Annotated in this window: 14 protein-coding genes; 8 read left to right on the forward strand and 6 right to left on the reverse strand. The window is 61.3% G+C overall.

Annotated features, from left to right (window positions below; translation table 11 throughout):
• Positions 1–2: 2 nt before the first annotated feature.
• The 3 genes from tolR to ybgC form a co-directional block, all read right to left on the reverse strand.
• The gene (gene tolR, locus ACM5SV_RS33505) at positions 3–458 is read right to left on the reverse strand and encodes a protein TolR (protein WP_003542730.1); all 456 of its coding nucleotides are present in this window, start codon (positions 456–458) and stop codon (positions 3–5) included.
• A gap of 18 nt (positions 459–476) precedes the next feature.
• Positions 477–1,196, reverse strand: a complete 720-nt coding sequence (gene tolQ, locus ACM5SV_RS33510) for a protein TolQ (RefSeq protein WP_003552507.1) — start codon at positions 1,194–1,196, stop codon at positions 477–479.
• A gap of 372 nt (positions 1,197–1,568) precedes the next feature.
• On the reverse strand, positions 1,569–2,027 hold the full coding sequence (gene ybgC / locus ACM5SV_RS33515) for a tol-pal system-associated acyl-CoA thioesterase (protein WP_131707439.1): 459 nt from the start codon (positions 2,025–2,027) through the stop codon (positions 1,569–1,571).
• 119 nt (positions 2,028–2,146) lie between these two features.
• Here ybgC and ACM5SV_RS33520 point away from each other — a divergent pair, with 119 nt between their 5' ends.
• The 7 genes from ACM5SV_RS33520 to ACM5SV_RS33550 all read left to right on the forward strand — a co-directional run bounded on the left by ACM5SV_RS33520 (position 2,147) and on the right by ACM5SV_RS33550 (position 8,566).
• Positions 2,147–3,367: an NAD-dependent epimerase/dehydratase family protein gene (locus tag ACM5SV_RS33520; RefSeq protein WP_221968653.1), complete on the forward strand. Its 1,221-nt coding sequence runs from the start codon at positions 2,147–2,149 to the stop codon at positions 3,365–3,367.
• A 142-nt stretch (positions 3,368–3,509) separates the two neighbouring features.
• Complete coding sequence (locus tag ACM5SV_RS33525) at positions 3,510–4,349, forward strand: glycosyltransferase (protein WP_222014705.1); 840 nt, start codon at positions 3,510–3,512, stop codon at positions 4,347–4,349.
• Positions 4,346–5,263: an NAD-dependent epimerase/dehydratase family protein gene (locus tag ACM5SV_RS33530; protein WP_222014709.1), complete on the forward strand. Its 918-nt coding sequence runs from the start codon at positions 4,346–4,348 to the stop codon at positions 5,261–5,263. The genes ACM5SV_RS33525 and ACM5SV_RS33530 overlap by 4 nt, the downstream gene beginning before the upstream one ends.
• Positions 5,264–5,323: 60 nt before the next feature.
• On the forward strand, positions 5,324–6,019 hold the full coding sequence (locus ACM5SV_RS33535; protein WP_222014711.1) for a hypothetical protein: 696 nt from the start codon (positions 5,324–5,326) through the stop codon (positions 6,017–6,019).
• A 117-nt stretch (positions 6,020–6,136) separates the two neighbouring features.
• Entirely contained in the window at positions 6,137–6,724 is a 588-nt protein-coding gene (locus tag ACM5SV_RS33540) for a 5-formyltetrahydrofolate cyclo-ligase (RefSeq protein ID WP_222014713.1), read from the forward strand.
• Positions 6,725–6,727: 3 nt separating this feature from the next.
• Positions 6,728–7,552, forward strand: a complete 825-nt coding sequence (locus ACM5SV_RS33545; protein ID WP_025395924.1) for a TIGR00282 family metallophosphoesterase — start codon at positions 6,728–6,730, stop codon at positions 7,550–7,552.
• A gap of 168 nt (positions 7,553–7,720) precedes the next feature.
• On the forward strand, positions 7,721–8,566 hold the full coding sequence (locus ACM5SV_RS33550) for an MBL fold metallo-hydrolase (protein WP_222014714.1): 846 nt from the start codon (positions 7,721–7,723) through the stop codon (positions 8,564–8,566).
• 141 nt (positions 8,567–8,707) lie between these two features.
• On the opposite strand, the gene ACM5SV_RS33555 is transcribed toward ACM5SV_RS33550, so the two are convergent.
• Positions 8,708–9,211 (reverse strand): pyridoxamine 5'-phosphate oxidase family protein, encoded by a 504-nt coding sequence (locus tag ACM5SV_RS33555; RefSeq protein WP_018445919.1) that lies wholly within the window; start codon positions 9,209–9,211, stop codon positions 8,708–8,710.
• 141 nt (positions 9,212–9,352) lie between these two features.
• On the opposite strand from ACM5SV_RS33555, the gene ACM5SV_RS33560 reads away from it, so the two are divergent.
• Positions 9,353–10,099 (forward strand): YebC/PmpR family DNA-binding transcriptional regulator, encoded by a 747-nt coding sequence (locus tag ACM5SV_RS33560; protein ID WP_131707433.1) that lies wholly within the window; start codon positions 9,353–9,355, stop codon positions 10,097–10,099.
• A 208-nt stretch (positions 10,100–10,307) separates the two neighbouring features.
• Here ACM5SV_RS33560 and ACM5SV_RS33565 read toward each other — a convergent pair whose 3' ends face one another.
• Positions 10,308–11,309 carry an LLM class flavin-dependent oxidoreductase gene (locus ACM5SV_RS33565; protein WP_128438565.1) on the reverse strand — a complete coding sequence of 334 codons (1,002 nt, stop codon included), beginning with the start codon at positions 11,307–11,309 and terminating at the stop codon, positions 10,308–10,310.
• A gap of 125 nt (positions 11,310–11,434) precedes the next feature.
• Positions 11,435–13,750 (reverse strand): methyl-accepting chemotaxis protein, encoded by a 2,316-nt coding sequence (locus tag ACM5SV_RS33570; RefSeq protein WP_419425485.1) that lies wholly within the window; start codon positions 13,748–13,750, stop codon positions 11,435–11,437.
• Between the last annotated feature and the right edge of the window lie 234 nt (positions 13,751–13,984).

Here is a 13,984-nt window from a genome sequence, read left to right on the forward strand (position 1 = left end):
CGCTATTGGTCCTTCTTCTGCTGCGTCACGAGGCCGATATTTTTGAAGCCTGCGCCCTGAATACGGGCCATGACGTCGGCGATGACGCCGTAGGGCGCTGTGGCGTCGCCGCGCACGAAGATACGTTCGTTATAGCCGGTGGTGGCGATCGCCTCGAGCTTGGCGGCGATCTCCGCGGCCGGGATCGGCGTTTCCTGCAGGAACACCTCGCCGTCATTCTTGACGGAAATGGTGATCGGCTGCGTCTCGGAATTCAGCGCCTTGGCCTGCGTTTCCGGCAGGTCGATCGGCACGCCGACAGTCATCATCGGTGCTGCGACCATGAAGATGATCAAAAGCACCAGCATGACGTCGACGAGCGGCGTCACGTTGATTTCGGAAATTACGGCCCTGTTCCGACCGCCACGACGGCGGCGTCCGCCGCCCCCGCCGCCATTGCCTCCAACAGCCATACCCATGTCAGAATACTCCGTTGGTTACTGAGCGGCAGCGCGCGGCTGCAGTTTCTCGTCGATCTGGCGCGAAAGTATGGCGGAGAATTCATCCGCGAAACCTTCCATGCGGCCCGAAAGCTTGCCGGCATCGGCAGAGAACTTGTTATAGGCGATAACTGCCGGGATAGCGGCGACGAGGCCGATCGCGGTGGCAAGCAGCGCTTCGGCGATACCGGGCGCAACCACCGCAAGGTTGGTCGACTTCGAACCGGCGATCGCCTGGAACGAAGTCATGATGCCGACGACCGTGCCGAAGAGACCGATGAACGGCCCGGCCGAGCCGATGGTCGCGAGCGATCCAAGGCGGGCGCCCAGAAATTCGGTTTCACGGGCGAGCGTCACGTCCATCGCACGATCGATACGCATCTGCAGGCCGATCGGCGAGCGGGCGCCGCGTTCGAAGGATTTCTTCCACTCGCGCATCGCGGCCACGAAGATTGCCGCCAGCCCGGTATTGCTGCGTTCCGACAGCGAGCGATAGAGTTCTTCCAGCGACTGGCCCGACCAGAACACCTGCTCGAACTTGTCGAACTGGCGCCGTGCGCGGCCATAGGCAAGGTATTTGTCGATGACGATCGCCCACGTCCATACCGAGGCTGCGATGAGCCCGAGCATGACGAGCTTGACGACAATGCCGGCCTGCATGAAAAGCGACCAGAGGCTGACGTCCGTCGTTGCTGCTGCCAATCCTACTTGTTCCATTGGTCCAAAATCCCCGAATCCAAACGCCCGGCGCTAGACCGGGCGGCACAAACTGATCTCGCAAGAAGTGTCCGGCGGCCGCCGCCCAAAGCCCTGGTCAAACTTCCAAGCTCATCTTCCGCCTTCTTGCCGTCAAATTTGGTCAAAGGAAGGCGTGCACCGCACAAACTCCGACTTTCCCAGTAAGACACTATTATGGTTAATAGATCGTTAGTGCCGGACTGTGACAGCAAGCCTGTGTTTGGAAGATTTCGTTCCATGGATTACTTGACCGGAGCAAGGTCCGGCTGCCGAAAGAGCGCTCATCCTGCGTCGCGGGAATTCCTTCACATAAAACTCAAGTTCTGACAAGACCTGAATTTCAGACGATTCTCACTGCAACGGCTGGCTGCCTTCCAGGAATTTCACCGCCAGCGTTTCCGGCAGCCGCCTCGGCCGCCCCCGGGCGTTGATCACGGCGATGATCACCTTAGCGGCGATCAGCAGCGTCTCGCCCGAGCGAATCTGCTGGTTGAGCACCATCTTGGCGCCGCCGGCTTTTTCCGTATGCGTCAGGATCGTCAACACATCATCCATGCGCGCCGGGCTCTTGAAGTCGATCTCCATGCGGTGGACGACGAAAACCAGCCCCTCCTCGTCGGCGCTGACGAGTTCGCGTTGCTCAACGCCGAGACAGCGCAGATAATCGGTACGGCCGCGCTCCAGAAAATGAAGGTAGCGGGCGTGATAGACCAAGCCGGAAAAGTCCGTATCTTCATAATAGACCCGCTGGACGAGCCGGTGTCCGGCCTCCGTCAGCTCTCCCGAAATGGAAAAAGGGCGTTCCGTCATAATTTTCTCCAAACTGAGGTGCCCTCTTTGGCGCAACGCTTCCAGACAGGCAAGCATTGAATAACTGTCACAATTCCTAACTATTCCCGACAACGAGCGACCTATCAGGAGACGATGCGATGAAGATTGCGGTTATGGGCGGAGACGGTTTCATTGGTTGGCCAACGTCGCTGCATCTCTCCGATGCCGGGCACGACATCCATATCCTCGACAATCTCTCGCGCCGCTGGATCGACACCGAACTCGGCGTTCAGTCGTTGACCCCGATGGATTCGATCCAGGAGCGCACCCGCATCTGGCATGCCGAGACCGGACGCCGCATCCACTTCAATCTGGTCGATCTCGCCAAGGATTACGAACTCCTGAAGAACTGGCTTTCCGAACACCGCCCGGATGCCGTCATACATTTCGCCGAACAGCGGGCCGCGCCCTATTCGATGAAGAGCGACCGCCACAAGAACTACACTGTCAACAACAACGTCAGCGCCACGCACAACCTGCTGAACGCGCTGACGGAACTCAATCTCGATGCCCATCTCATCCATCTCGGCACCATGGGCGTCTACGGCTATTCGACGGTCGGCGCCGCGATCCCCGAAGGTTACCTGCCGGTCGGCATCGAAACCGCAGGCGGCGACACGGTCAGCCAGGAGATCCTCTATCCCTCCAATCCCGGCTCGATCTATCACATGACCAAGTGCCTGGATCAGCTTCTCTTCCAGTTCTATGCTAGGAATGACGGCCTGAGGGTCACCGATCTGCACCAGGGCATCGTCTGGGGCACGCATACCGAGCAGACGCGCCGCCATGCGCAGCTGATCAACCGTTTCGACTATGACGGCGATTATGGCACGGTGCTCAACCGCTTCCTCATCCAGGCGGCGATCGGCTATCCCCTGACGGTGCACGGCACCGGCGGCCAGACCCGTGCCTTCATCCACATCCAGGATTCGGTGCGCTGCATCGAGTTGGCTCTCGATAACCCGCCGGCTCGCGGCGCCCGCGTCGAGATCTTCAACCAGATGACCGAAACTCACCGGGTGCGCGACCTCGCCGAGATGATCGCCAGGATGAGCGGCGCCAAGATTGCCTGGCTGCCCAACCCGCGCAAGGAAGCCGCCGAGAACGAGCTGATCGTCCGGAACGAAAAGTTCCGCGATCTCGGCCTCGACCCGATCACGCTGGAAGCAGGCCTGCTCGGCGAAATCGTCGACGTCGCCAAGAAATTCGCCTATCGCGTCGACCGCGCGCGCGTTCCGGCTGTCTCCGCCTGGACTAAGGACATCGCCGCGACGATCAATCACGATCCCGAAGGCAAGCGGCTGAAATCCGTCTCGTGAGCGCGGGCGTGTTCATAATGGAAGGCTCCATAGAGACTCCCTTACCAAGTCAGTTTATGTGGGAAGGAGAGGGCATACAGTGTGAGCCCCCCTCTGCCCTGTCCTTGGGCCTGACCAAGGACAGGAACAAGGAAGTGCGGCAATGGCGCACGTAACCACGCAACTATCTCATCGCTTGGCCTACGTCACCCTCGTCACCAATGCCGATTACGCCATGGGTGCGACCGCACTTGCCCGCTCCCTGCGCCGAACCGGCACCGGGGCTGACATCATCATTCTCCACACCGGCGGCGTCGATGCAGCCGCACTCGTGCCCCTGAAGGCGCTCGACTGCCGCCTGATCGAGGTCGAGCACCTGCCGCTGTCTGCGGCCTTCAACGAACGCCATGCGCGTGGCCAGCTCCATTCGGCAGCCCCTTTCACCAAGGGCCGCAAGCCGGATTTCCATTCGCCGCTCGACAATTTCTGCAAACTCAGGCTCTGGCAGCTCGTCGAATACCAGCGCTGCGTCTTCATCGATGCCGACGCCCTCGTGCTGAAGAACGTCGACAGGCTCTTCCTCTATCCGGAATTTTCCGCCGCCCCCAATGTCTACGAAAGCCTCGCCGACTTCCGCCGCATGAATTCCGGCGTCTTCGTCGCCACGCCCTCGCATGACACATTCCGGCACATGCTCGAAAGGCTCGACAGGCCGGACGCCTTCTGGCGGCGCACCGATCAGACCTTTCTCGAGACGTTCTTCCCGGATTGGCACGGCCTGCCGGTTTATTTCAACATGCTGCAATATGTATGGTTCACCATGCCGGACCTTTGGGACTGGAAGAGCATTTCGATCCTGCATTACCAGTATGAAAAACCGTGGGAAAAGGATCATCCCAATGCAGCGCGACTACAACCTTTGATCGATCTGTGGCACCGTTTCCACGATGGCGGCGATGTGCCTGAGATCACGGCGCTGGACAATCCGGAAGGGACAGCATGAAGGTACTGGTATCGGGTGGAACGGGTCTCGTCGGCCGGTATGTCGTCGAGGAACTGCTGGCCGCCGGATATCAGGTGATCGTCGGCGGGCGCCGCGCGCCGCTGCCGCGCCTCTTCTCCCGCCCGGTCGAGTTCGCAGCGCTTTCGCTCGACCCCGACAAGGATCAGATCGACGTCTTCGACGACGCCTATTTCTTCGTCCACGCCGCCTTCAGCCATGTTCCGGGCAAATATCGTGGCGGCGAGGGCGACGATCCGAAGACCTTCCACAGGTTGAACCTCGACGGCACCGTCCGGCTTTTCGAAGCTGCCAAACGCGCCGGCACACGCCGCTGCGTCTTTCTGTCCAGCCGCGCCGCCTATGGCGAACATCCCGAGGGAACCGAACTGACGGAGACGATGCTGGCCAAGCCCGAAACACTTTACGGCCAGGTCAAGCTCGATGCCGAACGCGCGCTTGACCACCTCTCCACGCCGGGTTTTGCCGGCGTCAGCCTGAGGGCAACCGGCGTCTATGGCGATCTCTCGCCGAACAAATGGGACGGCCTCATCGCCGATTACCTCGCCGGCCGGCCGGTTGTTGCCCGTCGGGGAACGGAAGTTCACGGCCGCGACCTCGGTCGGGCGGTGAGGCTGATGCTGGAAACGGAAAGCACCCGCATCTCCGGCGAGGTCTTCAACGTCTGGGACATCTCGGTCGACACGCGCGATATCCTTTCACCCATCCGTCGCGAGACGGGCTGTCGGCACGCGCTGCCGCCCCCTCCCGACAGGGCCGCACTCAATCCCATGAGCACTGCGAAAATCCGCGCGCTCGGCTGGGCGCCCGGCGGAGCCCCTCTATTCGACGAGACGATGCAGCGGCTGGCCGCTGCGCTGCCTAAATCCCCAAGACACAGGTCCACGCAAGTCTGACGTTGCAGAATGCGCCCAAATCGCAATCGGGGCCTCGAATTAAAAATCGGGGAATTGTTCATGCAGGTCGCAACCACGTCTGCCTCCATCATCTTGCGCGGCGCGTCTTCGACGGCAGCCATTACAGCCGCCGGAAGCGAGACCGATCAAGGCGTGCTGAAGCTGCAGCGCGCCACCCAGGCACTGCAGCAAATGCGCCAGACCTTGGCGAACTCGGGAGACGAGGCCAAGGCGAAGGCGCAACGCAAGCTCGAAGAGGCGAAACAGGAGTTGGAGATGCTGCGCAGCTCCAACATGGCACCTGAGGTGGTCGCCCGGCTGGCCGCCGAACTGGCGCGCAAGGTCGGCACCGCCGCCTCCGAATTCGCATCATCAGTCGCGACCGGCAGTCCCGCAACGGCTGTTCCGATGGACGCAACTACGAATGCAATAGCAGTCGCAACCAGTGGGGCCGATGCTACGCTGACGGATACCGCAGGGGAAACTGCGGCCGGCGAGACCGGTTCGCAGGAACCGGACGCCGCCGCCAACGCCCGCAAGGCCTATGCGAGCGTCGCCGAAGATGTCCCGAAATTTTCAGGTATTTCAGCCGATGATCGCGAAACGATGGAAGAGTTCAAGGCGGTCGTGCGCGAACTCAAGCAAGTGCTCGAAAAGGCGATGCGCGAGTTGCGGCAGCAGGACCGGCAGGCCGGGGCCAATATGGCAGGCTTCTCCATCGCCACGGCGACAATACCGACAAGCATCGTCGTCTGACGACCGCTGCTTCCGGCGGCCGAGGCGTGAAACGAGCGTGATGCTGTCGCATCCTGCATTTGCATCGGACATCCAGCCGTCTATGCTCGGGTAAATCTCTCAGAACCGGCAGATCGAATGACCTCTAGAGACTTGAAAGCGCAGCTGCGCAACGAACGGCTGTCCGCCCGCGACGCTATCCCCGCCGAGAAACGCGCCTCCAAGAGCCTCGCAATGGCCGACCATGCCGGCGAGGCCGTCGGTTTTGCGCTGGATACGATCGTCTCCGGCTTCCTGCCGATCCGTTCTGAAGTCGATCTCAGGCCGCTGATGGCGCGCTTTGCCGTACGCGGGGCGCGGCTCTGCGTACCGGCGATCCTCGATCGACAGACGATCGTCTTTCGCGAGCTGGCGGAAGGTGCACCCCTCGTCGATACCGGTTTCGGCACGGTCGGCCCGAGCTCGGATGCCGCCATTCTCGATCCCGATATCATGCTGGTGCCGCTTTCGGCCTTCGATGCCCGCGGCCACCGCATCGGCTACGGCGCCGGCCACTACGACCGCGCCATCAGCCGGCTAAGGCAAAAAGGCCTGCATCCGAAGCTGATCGGCATTGCATTCGACTGCCAGGAAGTGGCACATGTGCCCGACGAGCCGCACGACATAAGCCTGGATGCCATCCTGACAGAAAGCGGCCTTCGCTTTTTTGCCTCTTGGATTGGATAGGGAATGCGGCTGCTTTTTCTGGGTGACATGGTCGGCAAGACGGGACGCACGGCGGTGTGGGATCGCCTCCCGGGCCTGGTCTCCGACCTCAAGCTCGATTTCGTCGTCGTCAACGGCGAGAACGCCGCCGGCGGCTTCGGCATCACCGAGGACATCTTTCTGGAAACGATCAATGCCGGCGCCGATGTGGTGACGACAGGCAATCACGTCTGGGACCAGAAGGAAGCCGTCGCTTTTGCCGGCCGCCACGATCAATTCCTGCGTCCAGCCAACTATCCGCAAGGCACGCCCGGCCGCGGCTCCGGCCTTTTCTATGCCAGGAACGGCGCGCGTGTGCTCGTTGCCAACGTCATGGGCCGGGTCTTCATGCATCCCGAACTCGACGACCCCTTCAAATCGGCAGAGGTCATCCTCGACGCCTGCCCGCTGAAGGAGCAGGCCGATGCGATCATCTTCGATTTCCATGCCGAGGCGACCAGCGAGAAGCAGTGCTTCGGCCATTTCGTCGACGGCCGCGCCAGCTTCGTCGTCGGCACCCACACGCATGTACCGACCGCCGACGCACAGATCCTGAACGGCGGCACCGCCTATATGTCGGATGCCGGCATGTGCGGTGACTACGACTCCTCCCTCGGCATGGACAAGGAGGAGCCGCTCAACCGCTTCATCTCCAAGATGCCGAAGGGCCGCATGGAAGCCGCCAACGGCCCCGCGACGATCTGCGGCGTCGGCGTGGAGATCTCGGATACGACGGGACTTGCCGAAAAGATCGCACCGCTCCGGCTCGGACCCCGGCTGGCCGAAACGGTGCCGGAGTTCTGGCGGTAACAGGCGACGGGCGCCGTTCAACACGCAATTGTGAGAACCCGCCGTCTGGACCCCTACGGCCTCATGCCGCATCCTCCCCGCCACTCGCGCATGACCCCGAAAATCGGAATCGATTTTCGGAACGGATTATGCGCCGATTGAAGGGTGATAGAGCGCCGGAGGGGTGGCATGAAGCCGCGATATCTTGTCCTCGCTATCGCATGCCTTGCGGCCTTCGCCGCGCCGAATCTTGCCGGGGCGCAAGAGCAGCGGCCACCGGTCAGCCAGTGCCAGGCGATCGCGCAAACCATCCCCAAGGTGACCTTCGCAAGCTTTTCCGGCGCCCCGCCGCTGGTGCCTGCCGTCTCCGAGGGCGAGGACGTCAAACTGACCTTTCTCGGCCATTCGACCTTCGAGATCGATACGCCCGGCGGCATCGTTATCGCAACCGACTATAATGGCTGGTACAGGCCGGCAACGCCCCCCGATGTCGTGACCATGAACAAGGCGCACACGACCCACTATACCCTGACCCCCGATCCCGGCATCAAACATGTGCTGCATGGGTGGAGCGACATTCCGGGCGAGAAGGCCGATATCAATCTCGTCGTCGGCGATGCTTATATCCGCAACGTCCCCACGGATATCCGCTTCAGCTACGGCCTCGGCGGCGCGCATGAGAACGGCAATTCCATCTTCATCTTCGAGATCGCCGGCCTGTGCATCGGCCATCTCGGCCACCTGCACTACGAGCTGACGGATGCCCATTATACCGAGATCGGCCGCCTCGACGTCGTCATGGTCCCCGTCGATGGCGGCCTGACCATGGGCGCCGACAGCATGAGCCGCGTCATCAAGCGGCTACGCTCGTCGCTGATCCTGCCGATGCACCGGCGCGGCCCGCCGGTCGAAGCCTTCGTCTCGATGTTCGGCAAGGATTTCGACGTCGCCAATGCGCCCGATGACAGCATCACCGTCTCGATGCGCACGCTGCCGAAAAAGCCGCTGATCTATGTGTTGAAGGGCGTGCAGTAAAAAGGCCCGGCGGTTTTCCTTCTACGGCGCCGCGCGTCTTATCGGACGCGCAAAAGACGCTGTAGCACTTTGAATTCCTGCATAATTTTATCCTTAAATCGATTCCGATTTAAGGATAAAATTATGCAGGAGCCTCGCGCATCAGGCGAACTGCAGATGGCGCTTGATGCCGACATCCGGCATCTTGTCGTCGTCGAGATTAGCCTTGGCGATCTCCCAGCCGAATTTCAGCTTGTTGCCTGTGGAAACCCAGATTTCGGCATCGTCGACATGGAGGGACAGCATGGTGAGCTTGGGGTCCTTCTTGCCGCCGTCATACCAGGCAGCGACAATCGAGCTCCAATATTCCTCGATCTTGGAAGGGTCAGGATGCACCTCGATCACTCCGGCGAGGCAGGCGTGATAGTCGTGATCCTTACCGACGACGCAGAAATGCGCGCGGCTGCCGGGCTTGATGGCACGCACGATGTCGGCGTCGGTCTTGGTGTAGAACCAGATTGTGTTGGTGGTGGGATCGGCATGCGGCGCCATCGGCTGCATGTGCATATCCAGTCCGGAAATTCCGAGCATGCCGGCATGAACATCGTTGACCTGATCCCAGAGCTGACGTGCTGGATGTTCCTGCGCCTCACTGAGACTTGCCATGATCGTTCCTTTCCGTTGGATGGAGTTTGGTTGAAACGTCATCCCCTCGCCTTTGTTCCGAACTGCTTTTTCCTTGAACGGGTGCCGTTTCGCTCTTATAAGGCGGCCCATTCCGAACAATGAGACGTGAACAGGGGTGCCATGGCTGGCCATTCACAGTTTAAAAACATCATGCACCGCAAAGGCCGTCAGGATGCCGTGCGGTCGAAAATGTTCTCCAAGCTTGCGCGCGAAATCACCGTTGCCGCTAAGGCCGGCCTGCCCGACCCGACGATGAACGCCCGCCTTCGCCTGGCGATCCAGAACGCCAAGGCCCAGTCCATGCCGAAGGACAATATCGACCGCGCCATCAAGAAGGCAGCCGGCGCCGACGGCGAAAACTACGACGAAGTCCGCTACGAGGGCTATGGCCCGGGCGGCACGGCGATCATCGTCGAGGCCCTGACCGACAACCGCAACCGCACCGCCTCCAATGTCCGCTCGAGCTTCACCAAGGCCGGCGGCGCTCTCGGCGAAACCGGTTCCGTTTCCTTCTCCTTCGACCATGTCGGCGAAATCACCTACAAGCTTTCCGTCGGCGATGGCGACAAGGTGATGGAAGCCGCGATCGAAGCTGGCGCCGACGACGTCGAAACCGACGAAGACGGCCACTACATCACCTGCGGCTTCGAAGCCCTCGGCGAAGTGGCAAAAGCGCTGGAATCGAGCCTCGGAGAAGCCGAAACCGTCAAGGCCGTCTGGCGTGCCCAGAACAACGTCCCAGTAGACGAGGAAAAAGCTCAGTCGCTGCTGAAGCTCATCGACAGCCTGGAAGATGATGACGACGTTCAGAACGTCTATTCCAACTTCGAAGTGTCGGAAGAAGTGCTGGCGAAGCTCTCGGCCTGATCCCCTCAGGCAGGTGTCAAATAGAAACCCGGCTCCAATGCCGGGTTTTTTCTTGCCGGAAAGGTGGCGCCGTCAGAGTGCCGCCTCGCCCGCGCCCTGGAGCATGATGCCGAAAAGTGTGAGCGGTTTTCGGACGACATCATGCTCTAACTATATAATGTAGAACAGGATTCAGATTTTAGGCCCACCGGCCTAAAATCATCCTGTTTTAAGCGGCGGCTCGCATGAAATTTCCCAGCCCCGCGAATAGTTCCACCGATGTCAGCCGCGCCTCGATGTCGTGGATCGGCATCGAGATGATCACCTCGTCGGCCTGCGTTTCCTGTAGAAACTCCGTCAGTTTCGCCTCCGCCGTCTTCGGCGACCCGACCACGGCATAACGCAGCGTGTGTTCGACATTCATCTTCTCCATCGGCGACCAGAAGTCCCCCATATCGGCCACCGGACGCGGGAACGGCCCGCGGACATTGCGGCGCAGATTGACGAACTGCTGCTGGGCAGAGGTGAAATGATAGCGTGCCTCCTCGTCCGTCGCCGCCACCGCGCCCATCACGCCGACCATCACATGCGGCTTGGCGAGCGTCGCCGAGGGCTGGAAGCGGTCGCGGTAGATCGCGATCGCATCGAGCAGCATGTCGGGCGCGAAATGCGAGGCGAAGGCATAGGGAAGTCCCAGCATGCCGGCGAGCTGAGCGCTGTAGAGACTGGAGCCGAGTAGCCAGATCGGGATATGCGAGCCATTGCCGGGAACCGCGAGGATCGCCTGGTTCTCGACCGGCGTATCGAGGAGTTGCTGCAGTTCCACCACGTCGTTCGGGAAGCTGTTTGCACCGGCCTCGAGATTGCGCCGCAGCGCCTGTGCCGTACGCATATCCGTTCCCGGCGCGCGCCCGAGGCCGAGATCGATGCGGCCGGGGAAGAGCGCCTCCAGCGTGCCGAACTGCTCGGCGATGACCAGTGGCGAATGATTGGGCAGCATGATGCCGCCGGAGCCGATGCGGATGCGCTTTGTCGCAGCTCCGACATGGCCGATGACGACTGATGTGGCAGCACTGGCGATCCCCGGCATGCCGTGATGTTCGGCAAGCCAGAAGCGCTTGTAACCAAATTCCTCGGCCTTTAGAGCCATCCGCGCCGAGGCCTCGAGGGACTGGCGCACGGTGCTGCCTTCGGCAACGGGGGAAAGGTCGAGTATGGAGAAGGGAACCATGGGAAACCTGCCGGGCAGTTGAACGATGCCGTCTATGTAGGTTCGCGCCCGCGCCATTCCAAACCATCCGCGCAAACAAAAAGGTCGCGCGAGCGCGACCCTTCTGCAATGTCACAAGCGATAATTTATCGGTGACGGCGCAGCACATGCACCTCGGCGATCGGCTGGTGGTGGCCGGGCGGCAGCGTGAAATTGCCGAGCTGGCGGTCCATTTCCAGGGCTTCCGTCGCCAGCCGGTGGATCGCCGCCGTCGTCTCTTCGACCATCGAGGCGTTCTGCTGCGTCATCGCGTCGAGTTCGGCAACGGCGCTATTGATCTCGCGCAGCGTATTGGCCTCCTCGCGGGTCGCACTCATGATCTCGTTGATCTGCCCGTTGATCGCCTCGACATGGGCGCCGATACCCGTCAGCGCAACGCCCGCTTTTTCCACAAGCGTAACGCCGCTTTCGACCTCATGCGTCGATTTCTGCAGCAGGCTGGAGATTTCCTTTGCGGCACTCGACGAACGCTGGGCCAGCTCGCGCACTTCCATGGCGACGACGGCGAAGCCCTTGCCGGATTCACCGGCGCGCGCCGCCTCGACGCCTGCATTAAGTGCCAGGAGGTTGGTCTGGAAGGCGATGTCGTCGATGACCGAGATGATCGTGTTGATCTGGCGCGAGGAGGCCTGGATCGCCTCCATCGCCGCGATCGTCTCGCGCATGATCAGACCGGAGCCGGTCGTCTCCTTCTTGGCGTCGCGGGCGATGCGCTCGGCCTGTTCGGCCCGCGCGATCTGCTGGCGGACCGACTGGGTGATGGCGCTGATCGCATTCGCGGTCTCGGTGATCGAGCCGGCCTGGCGCTCGGTGCGCCCGGCAAGTTCGTCGGCACCGGTGCGCATCTCCTCGGAGCCGGCGCGCACCGCCATCGAGTTACCGCCGATCGCCGTCATGGTTTCGCTGAGCGTCGCCAGCGCCTCGTTGAAATTGACGCGCAGGCTTTCAAGCTCGTTCGGGAAGCGGGTATCAATCTGATAGGCGAGATCGCCATTCGCCAGATGATGCAGGCCCTCGTCAATCGCCTCGACCACCTGCTGTAGCGTCTTCGCCTCGGCTTCGCGCTCGGCCAGGTTCTGCTGGCGGTCGTGCTCGGCCTGCAGGCGCGTCTCTTCGCTCGCGGCTTCGAGCTCGCGGCTTTCGATCAGCGAGTGGCGGAAGCGGTCGAGCGCGTTGGCCATCGTGCCGATCTCGTCGTTGCGGTTCAGGCTGCCGATCTCGCTGTCGAGCTTGCCGTCGGCGACATCGCGGGTGACGCCGGCAAGCCGTGCAAGCGGCGAAAACAAGAAATTGGTGATGAGGCCGGTCGCGATCGCCATGACGACGAGCACACCGATGCCGATCATCGTCAGCAGAGTGGCGATCTCGATCGAGCCGGCATTAAGCTCGCTCAGAAGCACGCTTTCGACCACGAGGAAGCGATCGCCGCGATAGTCGATGCCGCGGACATAGGCGCGGGCCGCGCCGTCCGTCCGGCCGAAGTCGGCCACCGTCATCGCCGAACTGGCAAGCGCGCTCTTGATGAAGGTGAAGGGTGTCGGATCGAGCGTTGCAAGCTTGCCGCTCGCGTCGAGGCCGACGGCGGAGCCATCGCCGGAGACGATCGCCGCCCGTGCCGTGCTGCCCTGGACGATGCCCTTGGCAAGGATGCCGGTGACGATCTCGTCCCGCACCTTGAAGAGAATGATGCCCTTGGCCGCTCCAAGCTTGACGATCGGCACGGCATAGAAGATCGCCGACTTGCCGCTGCCGGCATCGACGCGAAGGCCGGAAAAGCCTGTCGGCGCGGCGTCATCGGTCGCCCTGGCGGTATTCTCGATCGCCTTGGCGAAAGCGATGCCGGCACCGGTCGCCTTCCAGGCGTCCGACTTCAGGTTTTCGGCGAAATCGTCTTCCTTCTTATAGGAATAGAGCACGGTGCCCTCGAGATCGACAATCAGCAGATCGCTGAAGGCGGTATCCTCGAGGTCGCGGGCAACTTCACCCTGCGTCTTCTCGTGGCTCGAATAATAAAAGCCGCTCGGCCCTTCCGGCTTGATGAGCTTCTCGCGTTGGTCGGCGGGGTTGGGGTTGCCTGCTATGAAAACCTTCTTCAGCTCGGCACGGGCATCGCCCGCGGTCTTCTCGATGGTCTTCCAGCCGCTCTTCAGGTTGGTGATCGACATCTGCAGCGCCTCGATGCGCGCGATGGAGTTGGCCTGGTTTTCAAGCTGCGTCAGCTGGTCCTGCAGCATGTCGCCGCGAAAGATCAGCACGCTTTCCTTGGCCTTCAGCGCCTGCTCGTCGGAAATGCGGCTGCTGGCGAAATAGGCAAGCACATCGATGACCGCGATCGACAGCACGGTCAGCAGAATGAATGTGGCGATGACCTTAAAGGAAAGGGATTGAAATCTCCGAGCCATGTACGACGAACCCCTTCTGAACGCGCCTGCCAAGCGCGGGCACGCAGCGCATGCCTGATCAACTGACCTATAAACAGAACATCGGAGGCTTAAATCTTCGCGAAAAGCAGCCTCTCTCGTATTCGGTGACTAGAATTCAGGCATCTGTTTTAATTCGCGGTAAATGGCGGGGCCGAAATCCAGGAATGTTTTTGTTTTGTTCACATATCGATGGCAGTTATTTCGCAATCGCTA

The sequence above is a fragment of the Rhizobium sp. CRRU65 genome, from assembly GCF_048551595.1.
Classification (GTDB): Bacteria; Pseudomonadota; Alphaproteobacteria; order Rhizobiales; family Rhizobiaceae; genus Rhizobium; species Rhizobium leguminosarum_J.

Bases quoted from the DNA above. Each gene is read 5' to 3' on its own strand.
- tolR (WP_003542730.1), bottom strand. From the start codon at position 458: ATGGGTATGGCTGTTGGAGGCAATGGCGGCGGGGGCGGCGGACGCCGC.
- tolQ (WP_003552507.1), bottom strand. From the start codon at position 1,196: ATGGAACAAGTAGGATTGGCAGCAGCAACGACGGACGTCAGCCTCTGG.
- ybgC (WP_131707439.1), bottom strand. From the start codon at position 2,027: ATGACGGAACGCCCTTTTTCCATTTCGGGAGAGCTGACGGAGGCCGGA.
- ACM5SV_RS33520 (WP_221968653.1), top strand. From the start codon at position 2,147: ATGAAGATTGCGGTTATGGGCGGAGACGGTTTCATTGGTTGGCCAACG.
- ACM5SV_RS33525 (WP_222014705.1), top strand. From the start codon at position 3,510: ATGGCGCACGTAACCACGCAACTATCTCATCGCTTGGCCTACGTCACC.
- ACM5SV_RS33530 (WP_222014709.1), top strand. From the start codon at position 4,346: ATGAAGGTACTGGTATCGGGTGGAACGGGTCTCGTCGGCCGGTATGTC.
- ACM5SV_RS33535 (WP_222014711.1), top strand. From the start codon at position 5,324: ATGCAGGTCGCAACCACGTCTGCCTCCATCATCTTGCGCGGCGCGTCT.
- ACM5SV_RS33540 (WP_222014713.1), top strand. From the start codon at position 6,137: ATGACCTCTAGAGACTTGAAAGCGCAGCTGCGCAACGAACGGCTGTCC.
- ACM5SV_RS33545 (WP_025395924.1), top strand. From the start codon at position 6,728: ATGCGGCTGCTTTTTCTGGGTGACATGGTCGGCAAGACGGGACGCACG.
- ACM5SV_RS33550 (WP_222014714.1), top strand. From the start codon at position 7,721: ATGAAGCCGCGATATCTTGTCCTCGCTATCGCATGCCTTGCGGCCTTC.
- ACM5SV_RS33555 (WP_018445919.1), bottom strand. From the start codon at position 9,211: ATGGCAAGTCTCAGTGAGGCGCAGGAACATCCAGCACGTCAGCTCTGG.
- ACM5SV_RS33560 (WP_131707433.1), top strand. From the start codon at position 9,353: ATGGCTGGCCATTCACAGTTTAAAAACATCATGCACCGCAAAGGCCGT.
- ACM5SV_RS33565 (WP_128438565.1), bottom strand. From the start codon at position 11,309: ATGGTTCCCTTCTCCATACTCGACCTTTCCCCCGTTGCCGAAGGCAGC.
- ACM5SV_RS33570 (WP_419425485.1), bottom strand. From the start codon at position 13,750: ATGGCTCGGAGATTTCAATCCCTTTCCTTTAAGGTCATCGCCACATTC.